This window comes from Fibrella forsythiae (genome assembly GCF_017353175.1).
GTDB classification, from domain to species: domain Bacteria; phylum Bacteroidota; class Bacteroidia; order Cytophagales; family Spirosomataceae; genus Fibrella; species Fibrella forsythiae.
This window is the reverse complement of sequence record NZ_JAFMYW010000005.1, coordinates 341,261-356,123: the sequence shown is the minus strand read 5'-3', so window position 1 is coordinate 356,123 and position 14,863 is coordinate 341,261. Positions and strand designations below refer to the sequence as shown.

The window sequence follows — 14,863 nt, the reverse complement described above, 5'->3', positions numbered from 1 at the left end:
TTTGACGTGCTTTCGATAAAATAGACTTTTTAGTCTATTTTTGTCCCATGCTTACGAAGGCACAACGAACCAAACAGTTTATACTGGAAACGGCTGCTCCCCTTTTCAACGAGAGAGGTATAGCGGGCGTGAACATAGACGATGTCTTGGCCGCCACTAAACTGACTAAGGGCTGTCTCTACGGTCATTTCGAAAGCAAGGACGATCTATCGGGGCAGGTCGTTGAGTTATTATTGACCAAGATCAGCGAGAAACTGCTTACTACCGTTAGTCAGGGCCATACCGCTAAAGCCAAAGTGTTTGCCTTTCTCGATTTCTACAAAGACCCACTCAATACCTACATCCGGGGCGGTTGCCCTATTTTTAATACAGCGGTAGAGGCCGATGATCACTATCCGGCTATTCGGGAAAAAGTAGCTGGTGTGCTTCGTAAGGGACAGGAATTGTTTGTGTCCATTCTGCAGCAAGGCATTGATGCTGGTGAACTCTCTTCTAAACTTGATCCGGCTATGTATGCCTTCAAGGTGGTGGCTGCTGTAGAGGGTGGCGTTGTCATGTGCCGAGCCATGAACACCGCGAAACCAATGCAGGGACTTATCAAAAGCCTGAAAGCAGAACTGGAGAGCTACTCAACTTAATTTTTTTTACCAAAAATAGACTTTTTAGTCTATTTTTGGTAAAATCAATCAGCGGTCTATTATCTGGGTTCAATATACCCATAAATATACCTTTTAGTCTATTTCACGAGTTTCATCTTTCATTTTCAACCAGATATCATCATGATTTTAAACGGCAAACGAGTCTTAATCACCGGGGGTGGTTCAGGCATTGGTCTGGAAGCGGTAAAGCAGTTTTACCAGGCAGGCGCGATTCTCTACGTATGCGGCAGGAATGCATCCAAGCTAGCTGAGGTACAGCAGCAGTACCCGTCGATCCACACTATAGTCTGCGATGTCTCTGATCAGGCCGACGTAGACAGGCTTGTGGCACAAGTCGTTGCTGAAGGTGGAATTGATATCCTCTTCAATAATGCGGGCGTAAGTGTAAACACCAGTGTGATCGGAAACGGAGCCAGCAACATCTATGAGGCGGCTATGCAAGAGATCATGATCAATTACCTGTCTGTGGTTCGGCTGAACGAACGCTTCATTCCTCATTTGGAAAAAAGCGCTTCGCCCATCATCATCAATACCAGCTCTGTGTTGGCTTACGTACCGGCGCCCGTGTCGCCCACCTATTCGGCGTCTAAGTCAGCGTTGCACGCCTATACGATTGCGCTACGGCTTGAACTGAAAAAGGTGGGTAGCAAGATCAATGTATTTGAACTGATGCCGCCGGTTGTCGACACACCTATGGCCGACGCCTTTGATATCAGCGGCAAGCTGCCGCCGAGCGTCGTTATCCAGGATCTGATCAAGGCACTTGAAAAAGGGCAGTTTGAGGTACGTCCCGGACAGGCAAATGTGCTTTATTATCTCCATCGCTTCATGCCTAAAAAGGCGCAGTCATTATTAACAGCCTGACCCTGATGAACGCATTCATTGTTGATCGATATAAAAGCAAGGAAGGTCTACACTACGGCGATATGCCCGAGCCAACGCTTCAGGAGAACGACGTACTGGTTCAGGTTCATGCGACTAGCGTCAACCTGCTCGACTCGAAAATCAGGGACGGCGAGTTTAAACTTATTTTGCCCTATAAACTGCCGCTCATCCTCGGCAACGATGTAGCAGGCGTAGTCGTCAGGGTTGGTGCTCAGGTGAAGCATTTCAAACCCGGCGACGAGGTCTATGCCCGACCCGACAAAAACCGGATAGGTACGTTCGCCGAATTCATTTCGATGAACGAGCGCGACGTAGCCACCAAGCCAACAACGATCACGATGGTCGAAGCGGCCTCTATTCCGCTGGTTGGGCTAACTGCCTGGCAAGCCCTTGTTGAGCGCGCCAATCTACAAAAAGGGCAAAAAGTGCTGATCCATGCGGGTTCCGGCGGCGTCGGAACCATCGCCATTCAACTGGCAAAACACCTTGGCGCCTTTGTTGCTACCACAACGAGCACGGCTAATGTGGACCTGGTAAAAAGCCTGGGAGCCGACGTGGTGATTGACTACAAGAAAGACACATTTGACACAATCTTGCGCGATTATGATGTGGTACTGAACAGTCTGGACGGAGAAACACTCGAAAAATCGTTGCGCGTTCTGAAACCAGGCGGAAAGCTTATCTCGATCTCTGGTCCGCCCGACCCGGCATTTGCCCGAGAGCTGGGCGCACCGTGGTTCGTTCGGCTGGTCATGTATGCGTTAAGCTATACGATTCGCCAAAAAGCGAAACGCCGGGGAGTAGCGTATTCGTTTCTGTTTATGAAAGCGAGCGGAAGTCAACTGGCCAAAATCACCTCGTTAATCAGTTCGGGGGCCATCCGGCCGGTTATCGATCAGGTTTTCCCATTCGAAGCAACGAAGGAGGCACTGGCATACGTGGAGAGTGGCCGGGCCAAAGGTAAAGTCGTTGTGCAGGTACGTTGACTACCCTGGTTCTTCTCAGTATATTGTGTGACCATACTGACCTGCCGATGCAAGCTACTACCCTGAAAATCCCGGATTCGCTGGAAGACGATGAGTTGCTGCGTTTGCCAGCTACCTGGGGAGAGTATCTCGACGTAATTGATAACGTACCCTACACCGTTCAATTCTTAAACGACGAGATTATTATGAGTCAGGCATCGGCCGATCATGAAAAGCTTATTATTCGCATCGGTGCCTTACTAATGACTTATTTTGATCAGTTGGAAACGTCTTATAGTGTGCTGAGCAGTAATGTGAAGATCGTCATTTCGAATCATCAGGGCGATTTCAACGCAGACATTTCTGTTGTGAAAGAGCCTATACAGTACGGCAATACTCCCGGCGGCAAACCGTCAACGATGCGCATCGAGAATCCGTTAATCGTAGTTGAAGTACTCTCGAAAAGCACGCGCAAGTTCGATCAGGGCGAAAAAATGAATTATTACAAGCTGATTCCGTCCCTGCAACACATCGTGTTCATCGACCAGCTACAATCCTTCGTGTCCGTTTATTCCCGCACTAACGTACCCGACGAGTGGCTCAATCACGATTACCGAACGCTTGAATCGACCGTTCGGCTGGGTACGTTAGCGTTACCCATGTCGGATATCTACCGGAAAACGGTTTTTGCGTAAACCATCGGCCCACTGCTTGTTGAGCCACTATTCCTTCAATTTATCGATCTACTGACGAATCGGCTTATTTGCTGAGTAACAGACGGCTTAACCCTTGCTATTCAGCTAAATACACCGTACATTTGCACTCCCGTTTTAGGGCGGGAATCTTTTTGCTCTGTGCAATCGTCTGTTAATCAATAAATACCGCTCACAATCCAGTGGATACGTTAAGCTACAAAACTGTTTCGGCCAATAAAGGGACCGCAAACAAGGAGTGGATCGTCGTTGACGCGAAGGATGCCGTTGTAGGTCGTCTGGCAAGCCAGATCGCGGCCCGCATTCGTGGCAAACACAAGCCCAACTTCACTCCCCACGTTGATACCGGTGACAATGTCATCATCATCAACGCCGAAAAAATCCGTTTCACCGGCCGTAAAATGTCCGACAAAGTATACGTTCGTCACACGGGTTATCCCGGTGGTCAGCGTTTTGCTTCGCCGCGTCTATGGCTGGAGAAACACCCTGAGCGTGTGCTCGAGCATGCCATTCGTGGTATGTTGCCCAAAAACCGTCTGGGCCGTCGTTTATTCACCAATCTGTACGTGTACACGGGTGACAGCCACCCCCACGCGGCGCAGCAACCGAAAGAAATTAAATTCTAACCAATGGAGCGTATTAACACCATCGGTCGCCGGAAAACCGCTGTTGCCCGCATTTACATGCAGCCAGGCAACGGAACCATCACGGTTAACGGAAAAGAACTGAACACGTACTTCCCGACCGAAGTACTGCAAATCATTACCCGCCAGCCTCTGGCCACTGTTAAAGCCGACACGACGTATGACGTGAAAGTGAACGTACGTGGTGGTGGTGTAACGGGTCAGGCAGAAGCTACACGCATGGCCATCAGCCGTGCACTAGTTGAAGCCAACGCCGAAAACCGTCCAGCCCTTAAGAAAGAAGGCTTCCTGACACGGGATTCACGTATGGTAGAACGGAAAAAGCCGGGCCGGAAAAAAGCCCGTCGCCGGTTCCAGTTCTCGAAACGCTAAAAACAGTCTACTGTTTACAGGTTACAGTCTTCTGTTGCTTCGCTGGTTTGCAGCGCAACTGAAAACAGCAAACTGAAAACGGTAAACTTCCTTTCAGTCCAGACTGCGCTTAGAAGATGCCGACGCGCGGTGCTGCGTATTTCTCACTTTTTAGTAGTATTTGTTCCTTAAAGAAAATGGCACAAGTCGAATATAAAGACCTCCTTGACGCTGGTGTGCACTTTGGCCACCTTACGCGCAAGTGGGACCCCCGGATGGCTCCGTATATCTTCATGGAGAAGAACGGCATCCACATTATTGACCTGAATAAAACACTTGCTTCGCTCGACGAAGCGTGCAACGCTATCAAAGGCATTGTTCGCTCGGGCCGCAAGGTAATGTTCGTGGCAACAAAGAAGCAGGCTCAGGAAATCGTTTCGGAAGAAGCACGCCGGTTGAAAATGCCGTACGTGACTGACCGCTGGCTCGGTGGTATGATGACTAACTTCGCCACGATCCGCAAGTCGCTGAAGAAGCTGCAAACGCTGGAGAAGATGCTCAAAGATGAAACAACCATCAAGAACATCGCTAAGCGGGAACGGCTGACACTGACGCGCGAAAAAGAAAAACTGGAGCGTGTATTGGGTGGTATCGTTGACCTGACCCGTTTGCCTGCGGCTTTGTTCGTGGTGGACGTGAAGCGGGAAAACATTGCTGTTCTGGAAGCTATCCGTTTGGGCATTCCCGTGTTCGCCATGTGCGACACGAACTCAAACCCTAACCTCGTTGATTTCGCTATTCCAGCAAACGACGATGCCTACAAATCGATCTCGCTGATTACGCTGGCGATTGGTAAGGCCATTGAAGAGGGTCTGATGGAGCGCAAGCAGGATAAAGACAGCCAGGCTGCACAGGAAGAGGAAGATGCTAAGCGCCAGGAAGAAACCCGCGCTGCTGCTGCTGAAGGAGCCGATGCCCCCGTAGCTGCTGCAGAGGTGGCTCCTGTAGCCGTAGAAGAAGCTCCCGAAGCTGAAGCTGCGCCTCTCGACGCAACGCCAGAAGGCAACACCAATTAGTATCAATTAACAGACACAGACGATTGACCGGATAGCCCGTAGCCCCAACACGGCTATGGGCTATTTTTTATGTTAAAATCGTTTACTGTTTACTGTCTTCAGTTGCGCTGCCATTAAGCGAAGCAACTGAAGACAGTAAACAGTAGACAGTAAACTTTCTCTACAAAAATGGCAATTACCGCAGCAGACGTAAATAAACTCCGGCAGGAAACAGGTGCCGGTATGATGGATTGCAAAAAAGCCCTTGTTGAAGCCGATGGCAATTTTGAAGAAGCAAAAGCTATTCTGCGTAAGCAGGGCCAGAAAATCGCCGATAAGCGGGCCGATAACGCTACTGCTGAAGGTGTAGTACTGGCGCACGTAAGCGAAGATGGCAAATCAGGTAAAGTGGTAGCAGTAGCCTGCGAAACGGAACCCGTATCAAAAGTAGCTGACTTCCAGAACCTGGCAATGAGCATCCTGAGCAACGCCGTTGCTGATCATGTAACCAGCAAAGAAGCGCTGCTGGCAGAAGTACAGGCCGATGGCCGTTCTCTTCAGGATCACATCACTGATCTGATGGGCAAAATTGGTGAGAAAATCGACGTGGTTTCGTTTGAGACCGTTACTGCCGACAAAGTCGTCTCATACATCCACTCAAACGGCAAACTAGGCGTTCTGGTAGGGCTGAGCAACACTAGCGGTACCGATGTGACGGAGGTGGGTAAAGACGTGGCTATGCAAATTGCGGCGATGAAACCACTTGCTCTCGACAAAGACGGAATTGATGCCAGCGTTATCGAGCGTGAGATCGAGATTGGTAAAGATCAGGCTCGTCAGGAAGGTAAACCTGAAGCCATGCTGGAAAAAATTGCCATGGGTAAGCTGAATAAGTTCTACAAAGACAACACCTTACTGAACCAGGAGTTTGTGAAGGATAGCTCATTAACTATTGCTCAGTTGCTTGACAAGACAAGCAAAGGGTTGACAGTGTCTTCATTTAAGCGTGTGTCTATTGGTTAATCTATAGATAAACAGCACTTTTTTTGACAAAGCCCGGCCGAATGGTCGGGCTTTTTTTATGTTTTGCGTTACTTTCCGGCACACTACTTGTCTCAGTTTAACTTAGCATGAAACACTTAACCGACGAAGAGTTAGTACAACTCTATCTTTCGACGCAGCGCAACACGTACTTTGAAGCCCTGTACGCCAGGTATTGTGATAAAGTCTTTCGTAAGTGTCTGTCTTTTACCAAGAACAGAGAACGTGCCGAAGATTTTACCCATGATATTTTTATTCGGGTAGTCACCAAGCTAGGCAGCTTCCGGGAGCAAGCCAAGTTTTCTACCTGGTTATATTCAGTAACATACAATTACTGTATGGATCAGCTTCGTAGTCCGAGACAGAAAGAAGTGTATTCAGATGATCCATACGAAACGCTGGCTAATTATGCTGATGATGAAGATGCTGACATTGCTGAGATGGAAGCCCAGCGTCTTAATCAGGCACTGGACTACCTGACGCCCGATGAGCGCGGTTTACTGATGATGAAATACCAGGATGATATTAGCATCCGTGAAATTGCAGATGGGCAAAATCTGACTGAGAGCGCTGTAAAAATGCGCCTGATGCGCGCCAAGGAGAAATTACGCCGCCGATACATTGAAGCCCTTATCTTCTGGGTATTGGTAGGCCTTAAAGCACTGACATTTTGGAAGTAAAAACTTATCTATCTCGTAATCACTATGGAAAATCCATTCAAACTTATTGAGCCGGAGGTGAATTGTCCACCTCATCTGAAAGAGCAAATCGTATCGGAAATTGACCTGATCCGCAACGCGCTAAAAGTCGTCGAGCTATACTCCGGGGATCTGTTCGGATCTATCTCTGCCATGCTCACCCCCAAGGCAGGCAGCAATTTCCCGAAGGTTTAATTCAGAGTACCACCCACCGTTCACTTCACTCGTTACTGTCTACTCACCAATGGCTCCTGAACTTCCCAATATCACTGAGATATTAATCAATACATTCCAGACACTGATTACACAGTTTATCAATTTCGTTCCCAAGTTCATCGGAGCAGGCGTTGTCTTGGCCATCGGTGTGCTGGTTGCTAAAATGCTGGCGGCCGTTGTGCAGCGTGTATTGAAGAGCGCCGGCTTCGACCGGTTTGGGGATAAACTAAATGAAATTGACCTTATCCGGCAGCTTCAGACCGAGATAAAGCTCAGCGAGATCGTGGCGAAGGTTCTGTACTATTTCGTCTTGCTTGTCTTTATTACGGCAGCTACTGAAACACTGGGCATTGCGGCTATCACGGGCATGGTTACTTCGCTGGTCAATTTCATTCCGAAACTGATTGCGGCGGCCATTATGCTTCAGGTGGGCGTACTAGTTGCTGATGTATTGAAGCGAGGCGTAGTAAGCTTATGTGCATCATTCGGCATTTCATCGGGGCGGCTGTTGGGCATGGTCGTTTTTTTCTTTTTTCTCATCATCACCATCATTTCGGCGCTCGGCCAGGCAGGCATCAATACCGAGTTGCTCGAGTCGAGCTTTAATCTGCTCATCGGAGGCGTTTTTCTGGCTTTCGCCGTTGGGTACGGGCTGGCATCACGCGATGTCATGGCCAATATTCTGTCGTCATTTTATTCGAAGAACAAGTTTAAAGAGGGCCAGACGATCCGTCTGGAAGGAATTACCGGCCAGATTATTTTGGTCGATAGTACGTCGCTGACATTGCAAACCGGTGAATCGACAACCACGATTCCGATGCAAATGCTTCAGACGAAGACCGTTGAGTTTCTGGACAAATGAGGTCTGTCCAGCTTTTACCACCGTAACTACACGCCTTCGGGCAATTTATACATGAACAATAAAGCACTCTGCACAGCCATAGCTGCGTGCTTCGCTACTTCAGTTTCTGCGCAAGACCCTGCAACGCAGCAGGTCACTACCAATTTCAAAGACACCGTATCGGTGAAGCAGGACACGACCTATTGGCAAAAGTCAATTACGGGAGGTATTAACTTCAACCAGGCTAGCTTTAGCAACTGGGTTGGCGGAGGCGTCAACTCCATTGCTATCAGTGGCGTTGTGGCCGCTCGCGCTTTATACGAAAAAGGCAAAACCTCATGGGACAACACAGCCGATTTTCAGTTGGGTTACATTACACAGCGGGGTATTACGCGAAAAGCATCCGATCAATTGATCATCATATCCGTACTTGGCCATAAGATTAAACCGAAGTGGGACTTGTTTGCGTCAGGTACGTTCAATACCTATTTCGCTCCCGGCTTTCAGTACGACAACCTTCAGGCTGGAACCACATCGCTCCAAACATCAGGTTTTTTTGCGCCAGCTCAGTTTGCCCTGGCTTGGGGACTAGCCTATAAACCCAATGATGAGTTCTCGATGCGAATCAGCCCCTTCGCCCCCCGGTTCACGTTCCTGTTCGACGATGCCGTCCGGTTCAGAACAGGTGCCGACAAAACGATCATCCCTGATCGGAACGCTACCGCTTATGGTGTAGAAGCCGGAAAAACCGTACGGGCAGAATGGCTGGCCCTGCAAATCCAGGCCGTTTGGAATAAGAAACTGAGCGAAAACGTGAGTCTTAACGCCCGGTATCAGTTATACGCTAATTACCAGACGCTGAACGCCATTGACCACCGGATAGACCTACTGATTGCGGCAAAACTTAACCGTTACCTGAGTACCACCTTCGGCATTATTGGCTTGTATGACAAGGACTTCTACGACGGCTTCCAGATTCAGCAAACGCTTGGTATTGGGTTGATCTACAACGCCAGCACATTCAGAAAGAAGAAGTAAATCCCTAAAATTCAATAAGTTCATTCATTTGCTTTCATTAGTACTTAGTCCCCTAAACCAACACAACTATGTTAAAAGAATTCCGAACATTCATTGCGCAGGGAAATGTACTTGACCTGGCCGTCGGCGTGATAATCGGTGCTGCCTTTGGCAAGATTACGACCTCATTAGTCGAGGATATTCTCAATCCCATCATTGGTTTGATCTTGCCATCCGGCGACCTGGCTCAGGCAAAGATCGTGTTGAAGGATGCCGTTGGTACCGATCCGGAAGTTGCCATTCGCTACGGAAACTTTCTCAATATAGTTATTCAGTTTCTGATCGTGGCGTGGGTTATTTTCCTGATCGTCAAAGCGGCAAATCGCATTCATAAATCCGATCCAGCCTAATCTGGATCGTACCTAAAATACGAAAAAGCCCCGGCTCATCGGCCGGGGCTTTTTCGTATTCGCTACTTTTGAGAAAAAAAGAGTTTCGGGTCACTATCCTCGGTCTTCGGGCTTCGGTCTTGTGTTGCGCTGCCAATCAGTGAGTCAATAGAAGACCGAAGCCCGAAGACCGAGGACAGCGGCTGGTAAACAGCACACTTATGCGGTTAGTAATTCTGGGTGGCGGTGAATCGGGCGTTGGAGCAGCCCTGCTGGGGCAGGCCAAAGGGTACGATGTGTTTCTGTCGGATCGAAGTCCAATCAAGGCAACGTACCTGGAAACACTTCGGGAAGCTGGTATTCCTTTTGAAGAAGGGCAGCATACCGAGCGTCTGATTCTGAACGCCACGGAGGTTGTGAAAAGCCCTGGCATTCCTGATACAGTACCACTGGTAGTACAGTTGAAAGCGATGGGTATACCCGTTATTTCGGAGATCGAATTTGCGGCGCGTTATACGCAGGCTAAACTTATTGGCATTACAGGCAGTAACGGTAAAACCACCACCACGCTGCTGACGTACCATTTACTAAAAACCGCCGGGTTGAACGTGGGGCTGGCCGGCAACATCGGCGACAGCTTTGCCAAACAGGTGATCAACGACACGTTTGATTACTTTGTGCTGGAGTTGAGCAGTTTTCAGCTCGACAGCATGTACGCCACACGGCTTGATACGGCTATCCTGCTCAATATCACACCCGACCACCTCGATCGATACGCCTACAAGTTTCAGAACTACGTAGACAGCAAGTTTCGCGTACTACAAAATTTGACACCTGCTGACACCTTTATTTATTTCCAGGAAAACGCACCGACGGTACAGGAAATAGCCGCCCGGAAGCCCGACGTATATACCGTGCCGATTTCGCTCGAAACAGCCACGTCGCCCGGTGGATACGCTCATAATGGCCAGTTGACAACCCGGTATCGTGATCGTAGTTTCACGATCGACACAGCCAGCCTACCCCTGCAAGGCCCCCACAACGCGTTGAATATGCTGGCGGCGATACTGGCAGCGCAGTCGGTGAACGTACCTGACGAGGCAATTTCCGAGGGGCTACGTACATTCCGGAATGCGGCGCACCGGATGGAACCAGCCGGTGTGATCAACGGCATCAAGTTTATTAACGATTCCAAGGCAACCAACGTCGATTCGGTATTTTATGCCCTCTCCAGTATGCATGCGCCCACAATCTGGATAGCGGGTGGTCAGGATAAAGGCAACGATTATAGTCAACTGGATGAGGTTGTTGGTCAGCGTGTGAAGGCGTTGATTTGCCTCGGTAAAGACAATAAAAAGCTGGTCGATTACTTCAATGATAAAGTAGATACGATTCGCGAAACGCAGGACGTTACCGAGGCAATTCAGCTTGCGCTTGAGCTAGGCCAGCCCGGCGATATGGCGATACTGTCTCCTGCCTGCGCCAGTTTCGACCTGTTTAAAAACTACGAAGACCGGGGAAATCAGTTCAAAGCAGCCGTACAGGCACTACTGACAAACAAGTGACAAACACCGCCCCCCTCATTCGTAAGCCATTGTTAGCCAATAAGTACCAGCCCATTTTTAACTTAACGAATCATGACCTACTCTATCCGCGACTGGACTCGTGACAACCTGAAAGGCGACCGTCAGATCTGGTGGATCGTGCTGTTTCTGTCGATTTTGAGCGTACTGGTCGTTTACAGCGCAACCGGAACTATTGCCTACCAGAAAATGGGTGGCAATACAGAGGCTTATCTGTTTAAACACGGCGCGCTGGTTGTGCTGGGCCTTGGTTGTATGTTTCTGGCACACCGGATCAATTACATTCACTACGCCCGTCTGTCTAAATTTGGCCTTTGGCTATCGGTGCCGCTGTTAGTCTGGGCTTATTTCAAAGGTACCAATCTCAACGATGCCTCCCGTTGGATCACCATTCCGATCATTAATCAGACCTTTCAGCCGTCTGATCTGGCCAAGCTCGCCCTTATCTCCAATCTGGCAGCCATGCTGGCTAAACGTCAGCGCGTTGCCTACGAACCACAGGTACTCGTTAACATGATTGGGTGGATCGGGGTCATCTGCGCCCTTATTGTCATCTCGAATACATCTACTGCCCTGTTGTTGGGTCTTACCTGCTTTCTGTTGATGTACATCGGGCGGGTTCCGAGTAGCTATCTGGCAGGCATGGTCGTTTTCTGCATCGTTGTAGGTGGGTTTGCCCTGGTATTGGGGCAACGGTACGAAACAGTGCTTGGGCGCCTTAACCGCTTCCAGGACACCGAAAAGATTGACTATCAGGTCGAACAGTCGTACATCGCCCTGGCCAATGGTGGTATTACCGGTCAAGGGCCCGGCAACAGCCATCAGCGGAATTTCCTGCCGCATCCCTACTCCGATTTCATTTTCGCGATTATTGTTGAGGAATACGGTCTCCTGGGCGGACTCGCCGTACTGGTGGCTTACCTGTGGTTGCTCATGCGCGGTATGCGGGCCATTCGAAGTAGCAATCGACCGTTTGGGGGCCTACTGTCTGCCGGTCTGACCTTCAGTATTGTTATCCAGGCCATGATCAATATGGCTGTGGCCGTTGGGCTAGTGCCCGTTACGGGCCTTCCACTGCCATTGTTGAGTATGGGCGGAACGTCGCTTCTTTTCACCGGCGCAGCTATAGGCATTGTCATTGGTGTCAGCCGGGACGAAGCCGACGAGAGTAAACTGTTAAAATCGTCGTAAGTCGCGAGGCGAACGGCTTTCTGGACTATTCATGAAAGTAATCATATCAGGCGGCGGCACAGGCGGACATATTTATCCGGCCATTGCCATAGCCAACGAATTGAAACGGCTCGACCCGAACACAGACATTCTGTTTGTAGGCGCGGAAGGCAAGATGGAGATGGAAAAGGTGCCTCGTGCCGGCTACCGCATCGAAGGCCTACCGGTTGTGGGCATCAAACGTGAGTTAACGCTGGCCAATCTGGCCTTTCCGCTCAAACTAGGCCGTAGTTTGCTTCGGGCGCGGCAGATTGTCCGCGATTTCAAGCCCGACGTAGCGGTGGGCGTGGGTGGCTATGCCAGCGGGCCAACGCTGCTGGCCGCGGCCCTGGCCAACGTACCTATCCTGATTCAGGAACAAAACTCCTTCGCTGGGCTGACCAACAAAGTATTGGCCCGCTGGGCAAAGCGTATTTGTGTAGCTTACCCGGGAATGGACGCGTTCTTTCCGGCAGCGAAAATCAAACTGACCGGCAACCCGGTTCGCAGCGACATTCAACTTGCCGATCAGCAGCTTGACGCCGGCAGGGCACAGTTTGGCCTTCAGCCTAACGTACCTACGCTCCTGGTCATTGGTGGTAGTCAGGGAGCCAGAACGCTGAACGAAAGTATGGAAGCGGGTTTGTCGCAACTAAAGCAGGCAGGCATCCAGGTGATCTGGCAAACCGGCACAGCATTTATCGACCGGGCCCGCAAAGCGGTGGCTCAGGCCGGAGCAAGCCAGATACAGCCCCATGAGTTTATCTACGAGATGGACAAGGCCTACGCCGTAGCCGACGCCGTTGTGTCGCGAGCTGGCGCCCTATCGGTATCAGAGTTATGCATTGTTGGACGACCAGCCATTCTTGTTCCATTGCCTACAGCAGCCGAAGACCACCAGACACATAATGCCATGGCGCTGGTAAATCGGGATGCTGCGTTGCTGGTTAACGACCGAGATGCCCGGCAAACATTGATAGCTGAAGCGCGGCGTTTGTTATCAGATTTGCAGCAACGAAAAACATTGAGTGAACATATTAAGCAGTTAGCATTCCCGAGTGCCGCCGTTGACATCGCTCAGGAAGTCATTCTGCTTACCTCAAGAAATAAAGTAGTATGAACCCCTTGCGGATTTGTAAATCACCAAGTTACTTTTGTAGAACTACACCTGACCCATGCCTTTGACTCCTTCCTCACTATCCAACATACGCAACGTTTACTTCCTGGGCATAGGTGGTATAGGCATGAGCGCATTAGCTCGCTGGTTTCTGGTTAATGGTTATACCGTTGCTGGATATGACCGTACAGCCACTCCACTGACCAACGCGTTAGCTTCAGAGGGTGTATCTATCCACTTTGAGGAAGACGTAGAGCAAATTCCCGCAGAATTTAGAAACAACCCGGAGCAAACCCTGGTCGTTTACACACCGGCGGTTCCTAAAACCCATGCCGAGTATATTTACCTGACCGAAAACGGGTTCACGCTGCAAAAGCGGTCGCAGGTGCTTGGCTGGCTGGCCGGGCGCATGACCACCATCGGAGTAGCTGGCACGCACGGTAAAACCACAACCTCGTCTATGGTAGCGCATTTGCTTCGGCAGGCGGGCGTTAACTGTGCGGCATTCCTGGGTGGCATCACGCAGAATTACGGAACCAACTTCCTGCTCAACGAACCGGCCGACGATCTGTCGAAGGTTATCTGCGTGGTAGAAGCAGACGAGTTCGACCGGTCTTTCCTGACGCTTTTCCCGCAATATGCCATTGTAACATCGACAGACGCTGATCACCTGGATATTTACGGCGATCACAACTCGGTGCTCGACTCATTTGCCGCCTACGTAAGTCAGATCAAGCCATCGGGCATTCTGTTTCAGCGGGAGGGACTGGATTTGGCCGATAAAACGGCGGCTCAGGTACGTACCTATTCGCTACACAAAGGCATGTACCATGCAGCTAACCTTCGTATCGAAAAAGCACGTTTCGTGTTTGATCTGATCTATCCCGGCGGCACCATCAACGATGTCAGGATGATGATTCCGGGCTTTCACAATGTTGAGAATGCCGTAGCAGCCGGAGCGGTAGCGCTTGAAACAGGCGTATCGCCCGAGGCCGTACGCGAAGGGCTCAATACATACCGGGGTGTAAAACGGCGGTTCGAATACATTCTGGACACCGACGAGATTGTCTTCATTGATGATTACGCTCACCACCCTGCAGAGGTTCAGGCGTTCCTATCATCGGTAAAGGCACTTTACCCAGACCGTGAACTGACCGTTATTTTTCAGCCACACCTCTTCAGCCGCACTCGTGATTTTGCCGAAGGGTTTGCCGAGAGCCTATCACTTGCCGACAATCTGATTCTGTTAGACATTTATCCGGCTCGCGAATTACCCATCGAGGGCGTTACTTCTGACCTGATTTTACGCAACGTTACCTCACAATCAAAACAGATCAGTACCAAAGAAGCCTTACCCGGCGTTCTGCGGGAAATAAAGCCCTCGCTGCTCGTCACTGTTGGGGCAGGAGACATCGATCAGCAACTTTCAGTCCTTAAAATTTTATTTGACACCAATAGATAAAATAATTAATCGGCTGAA

General features: G+C 50.0%; 17 protein-coding genes. All 17 read left to right on the top strand.

The features are described 5' to 3' along the window. Positions 1-47 precede the first annotated feature (47 nt). The 17 genes from J2I46_RS17950 to murC all read left to right on the top strand — a co-directional run bounded on the left by J2I46_RS17950 (position 48) and on the right by murC (position 14,845). Entirely contained in the window at positions 48-638 is a 591-nt protein-coding gene (locus tag J2I46_RS17950; protein ID WP_207330434.1) for a TetR/AcrR family transcriptional regulator, read from the top strand. A 141-nt stretch (positions 639-779) separates the two neighbouring features. Next, positions 780-1,523, top strand: coding sequence for an SDR family oxidoreductase (locus tag J2I46_RS17945; RefSeq protein WP_207330433.1), 744 nt, complete (start codon positions 780-782; stop codon positions 1,521-1,523). Between the two features lie 5 nt (positions 1,524-1,528). Then, positions 1,529-2,530, top strand: a complete 1,002-nt coding sequence (locus J2I46_RS17940) for an NADP-dependent oxidoreductase (RefSeq protein ID WP_207330432.1) — start codon at positions 1,529-1,531, stop codon at positions 2,528-2,530. 47 nt (positions 2,531-2,577) lie between these two features. Further along, positions 2,578-3,204 carry a Uma2 family endonuclease gene (locus J2I46_RS17935; RefSeq protein WP_207330431.1) on the top strand — a complete coding sequence of 209 codons (627 nt, stop codon included), beginning with the start codon at positions 2,578-2,580 and terminating at the stop codon, positions 3,202-3,204. Positions 3,205-3,404: 200 nt separating this feature from the next. After that, on the top strand, positions 3,405-3,848 hold the full coding sequence (rplM, locus tag J2I46_RS17930; protein ID WP_207330430.1) for a 50S ribosomal protein L13: 444 nt from the start codon (positions 3,405-3,407) through the stop codon (positions 3,846-3,848). A 3-nt stretch (positions 3,849-3,851) separates the two neighbouring features. Then, positions 3,852-4,238: a 30S ribosomal protein S9 gene (rpsI, locus tag J2I46_RS17925; RefSeq protein ID WP_207330429.1), complete on the top strand. Its 387-nt coding sequence runs from the start codon at positions 3,852-3,854 to the stop codon at positions 4,236-4,238. Between the two features lie 176 nt (positions 4,239-4,414). Then, complete coding sequence (gene rpsB, locus J2I46_RS17920; protein ID WP_207330428.1) at positions 4,415-5,293, top strand: 30S ribosomal protein S2; 879 nt, start codon at positions 4,415-4,417, stop codon at positions 5,291-5,293. 168 nt (positions 5,294-5,461) lie between these two features. Then, positions 5,462-6,295: a translation elongation factor Ts gene (gene tsf, locus J2I46_RS17915; RefSeq protein WP_207330427.1), complete on the top strand. Its 834-nt coding sequence runs from the start codon at positions 5,462-5,464 to the stop codon at positions 6,293-6,295. Between the two features lie 107 nt (positions 6,296-6,402). Next, positions 6,403-6,993 carry an RNA polymerase sigma factor gene (locus J2I46_RS17910; RefSeq protein WP_207330426.1) on the top strand — a complete coding sequence of 197 codons (591 nt, stop codon included), beginning with the start codon at positions 6,403-6,405 and terminating at the stop codon, positions 6,991-6,993. A 24-nt stretch (positions 6,994-7,017) separates the two neighbouring features. Further along, positions 7,018-7,206, top strand: a complete 189-nt coding sequence (locus tag J2I46_RS17905) for a hypothetical protein (protein ID WP_207330425.1) — start codon at positions 7,018-7,020, stop codon at positions 7,204-7,206. Positions 7,207-7,255: 49 nt separating this feature from the next. After that, complete coding sequence (locus J2I46_RS17900; RefSeq protein ID WP_207330424.1) at positions 7,256-8,089, top strand: mechanosensitive ion channel family protein; 834 nt, start codon at positions 7,256-7,258, stop codon at positions 8,087-8,089. Positions 8,090-8,140: 51 nt separating this feature from the next. Further along, positions 8,141-9,106, top strand: coding sequence for a DUF3078 domain-containing protein (locus tag J2I46_RS17895; RefSeq protein WP_207330423.1), 966 nt, complete (start codon positions 8,141-8,143; stop codon positions 9,104-9,106). A gap of 68 nt (positions 9,107-9,174) precedes the next feature. Further along, the gene (gene mscL, locus J2I46_RS17890; protein ID WP_207330422.1) at positions 9,175-9,495 is read left to right on the top strand and encodes a large conductance mechanosensitive channel protein MscL; all 321 of its coding nucleotides are present in this window, start codon (positions 9,175-9,177) and stop codon (positions 9,493-9,495) included. A gap of 200 nt (positions 9,496-9,695) precedes the next feature. Next, a complete protein-coding gene (gene murD, locus J2I46_RS17885) occupies positions 9,696-11,039 on the top strand; it encodes a UDP-N-acetylmuramoyl-L-alanine--D-glutamate ligase (RefSeq protein ID WP_207330421.1) in 1,344 nt (447 codons plus the stop codon). Between the two features lie 72 nt (positions 11,040-11,111). After that, positions 11,112-12,248: an FtsW/RodA/SpoVE family cell cycle protein gene (locus J2I46_RS17880; protein ID WP_207330420.1), complete on the top strand. Its 1,137-nt coding sequence runs from the start codon at positions 11,112-11,114 to the stop codon at positions 12,246-12,248. A 31-nt stretch (positions 12,249-12,279) separates the two neighbouring features. After that, positions 12,280-13,386 carry an undecaprenyldiphospho-muramoylpentapeptide beta-N-acetylglucosaminyltransferase gene (gene murG, locus J2I46_RS17875; protein WP_207330419.1) on the top strand — a complete coding sequence of 369 codons (1,107 nt, stop codon included), beginning with the start codon at positions 12,280-12,282 and terminating at the stop codon, positions 13,384-13,386. Positions 13,387-13,441: 55 nt separating this feature from the next. Next, positions 13,442-14,845: a UDP-N-acetylmuramate--L-alanine ligase gene (gene murC, locus J2I46_RS17870; protein ID WP_207330418.1), complete on the top strand. Its 1,404-nt coding sequence runs from the start codon at positions 13,442-13,444 to the stop codon at positions 14,843-14,845. Positions 14,846-14,863 lie beyond the last annotated feature (18 nt).

Bases quoted from the DNA above. Each gene is read 5' to 3' on its own strand.
- rpsB (WP_207330428.1), top strand. From the start codon at position 4,415: ATGGCACAAGTCGAATATAAAGACCTCCTTGACGCTGGTGTGCACTTT.
- J2I46_RS17880 (WP_207330420.1), top strand. From the start codon at position 11,112: ATGACCTACTCTATCCGCGACTGGACTCGTGACAACCTGAAAGGCGAC.
- J2I46_RS17910 (WP_207330426.1), top strand. From the start codon at position 6,403: ATGAAACACTTAACCGACGAAGAGTTAGTACAACTCTATCTTTCGACG.
- murC (WP_207330418.1), top strand. From the start codon at position 13,442: ATGCCTTTGACTCCTTCCTCACTATCCAACATACGCAACGTTTACTTC.
- J2I46_RS17905 (WP_207330425.1), top strand. From the start codon at position 7,018: ATGGAAAATCCATTCAAACTTATTGAGCCGGAGGTGAATTGTCCACCT.
- J2I46_RS17945 (WP_207330433.1), top strand. From the start codon at position 780: ATGATTTTAAACGGCAAACGAGTCTTAATCACCGGGGGTGGTTCAGGC.
- J2I46_RS17935 (WP_207330431.1), top strand. From the start codon at position 2,578: ATGCAAGCTACTACCCTGAAAATCCCGGATTCGCTGGAAGACGATGAG.
- J2I46_RS17950 (WP_207330434.1), top strand. From the start codon at position 48: ATGCTTACGAAGGCACAACGAACCAAACAGTTTATACTGGAAACGGCT.
- J2I46_RS17940 (WP_207330432.1), top strand. From the start codon at position 1,529: ATGAACGCATTCATTGTTGATCGATATAAAAGCAAGGAAGGTCTACAC.
- tsf (WP_207330427.1), top strand. From the start codon at position 5,462: ATGGCAATTACCGCAGCAGACGTAAATAAACTCCGGCAGGAAACAGGT.
- J2I46_RS17895 (WP_207330423.1), top strand. From the start codon at position 8,141: ATGAACAATAAAGCACTCTGCACAGCCATAGCTGCGTGCTTCGCTACT.
- mscL (WP_207330422.1), top strand. From the start codon at position 9,175: ATGTTAAAAGAATTCCGAACATTCATTGCGCAGGGAAATGTACTTGAC.
- murG (WP_207330419.1), top strand. From the start codon at position 12,280: ATGAAAGTAATCATATCAGGCGGCGGCACAGGCGGACATATTTATCCG.
- rpsI (WP_207330429.1), top strand. From the start codon at position 3,852: ATGGAGCGTATTAACACCATCGGTCGCCGGAAAACCGCTGTTGCCCGC.
- J2I46_RS17900 (WP_207330424.1), top strand. From the start codon at position 7,256: ATGGCTCCTGAACTTCCCAATATCACTGAGATATTAATCAATACATTC.
- murD (WP_207330421.1), top strand. From the start codon at position 9,696: ATGCGGTTAGTAATTCTGGGTGGCGGTGAATCGGGCGTTGGAGCAGCC.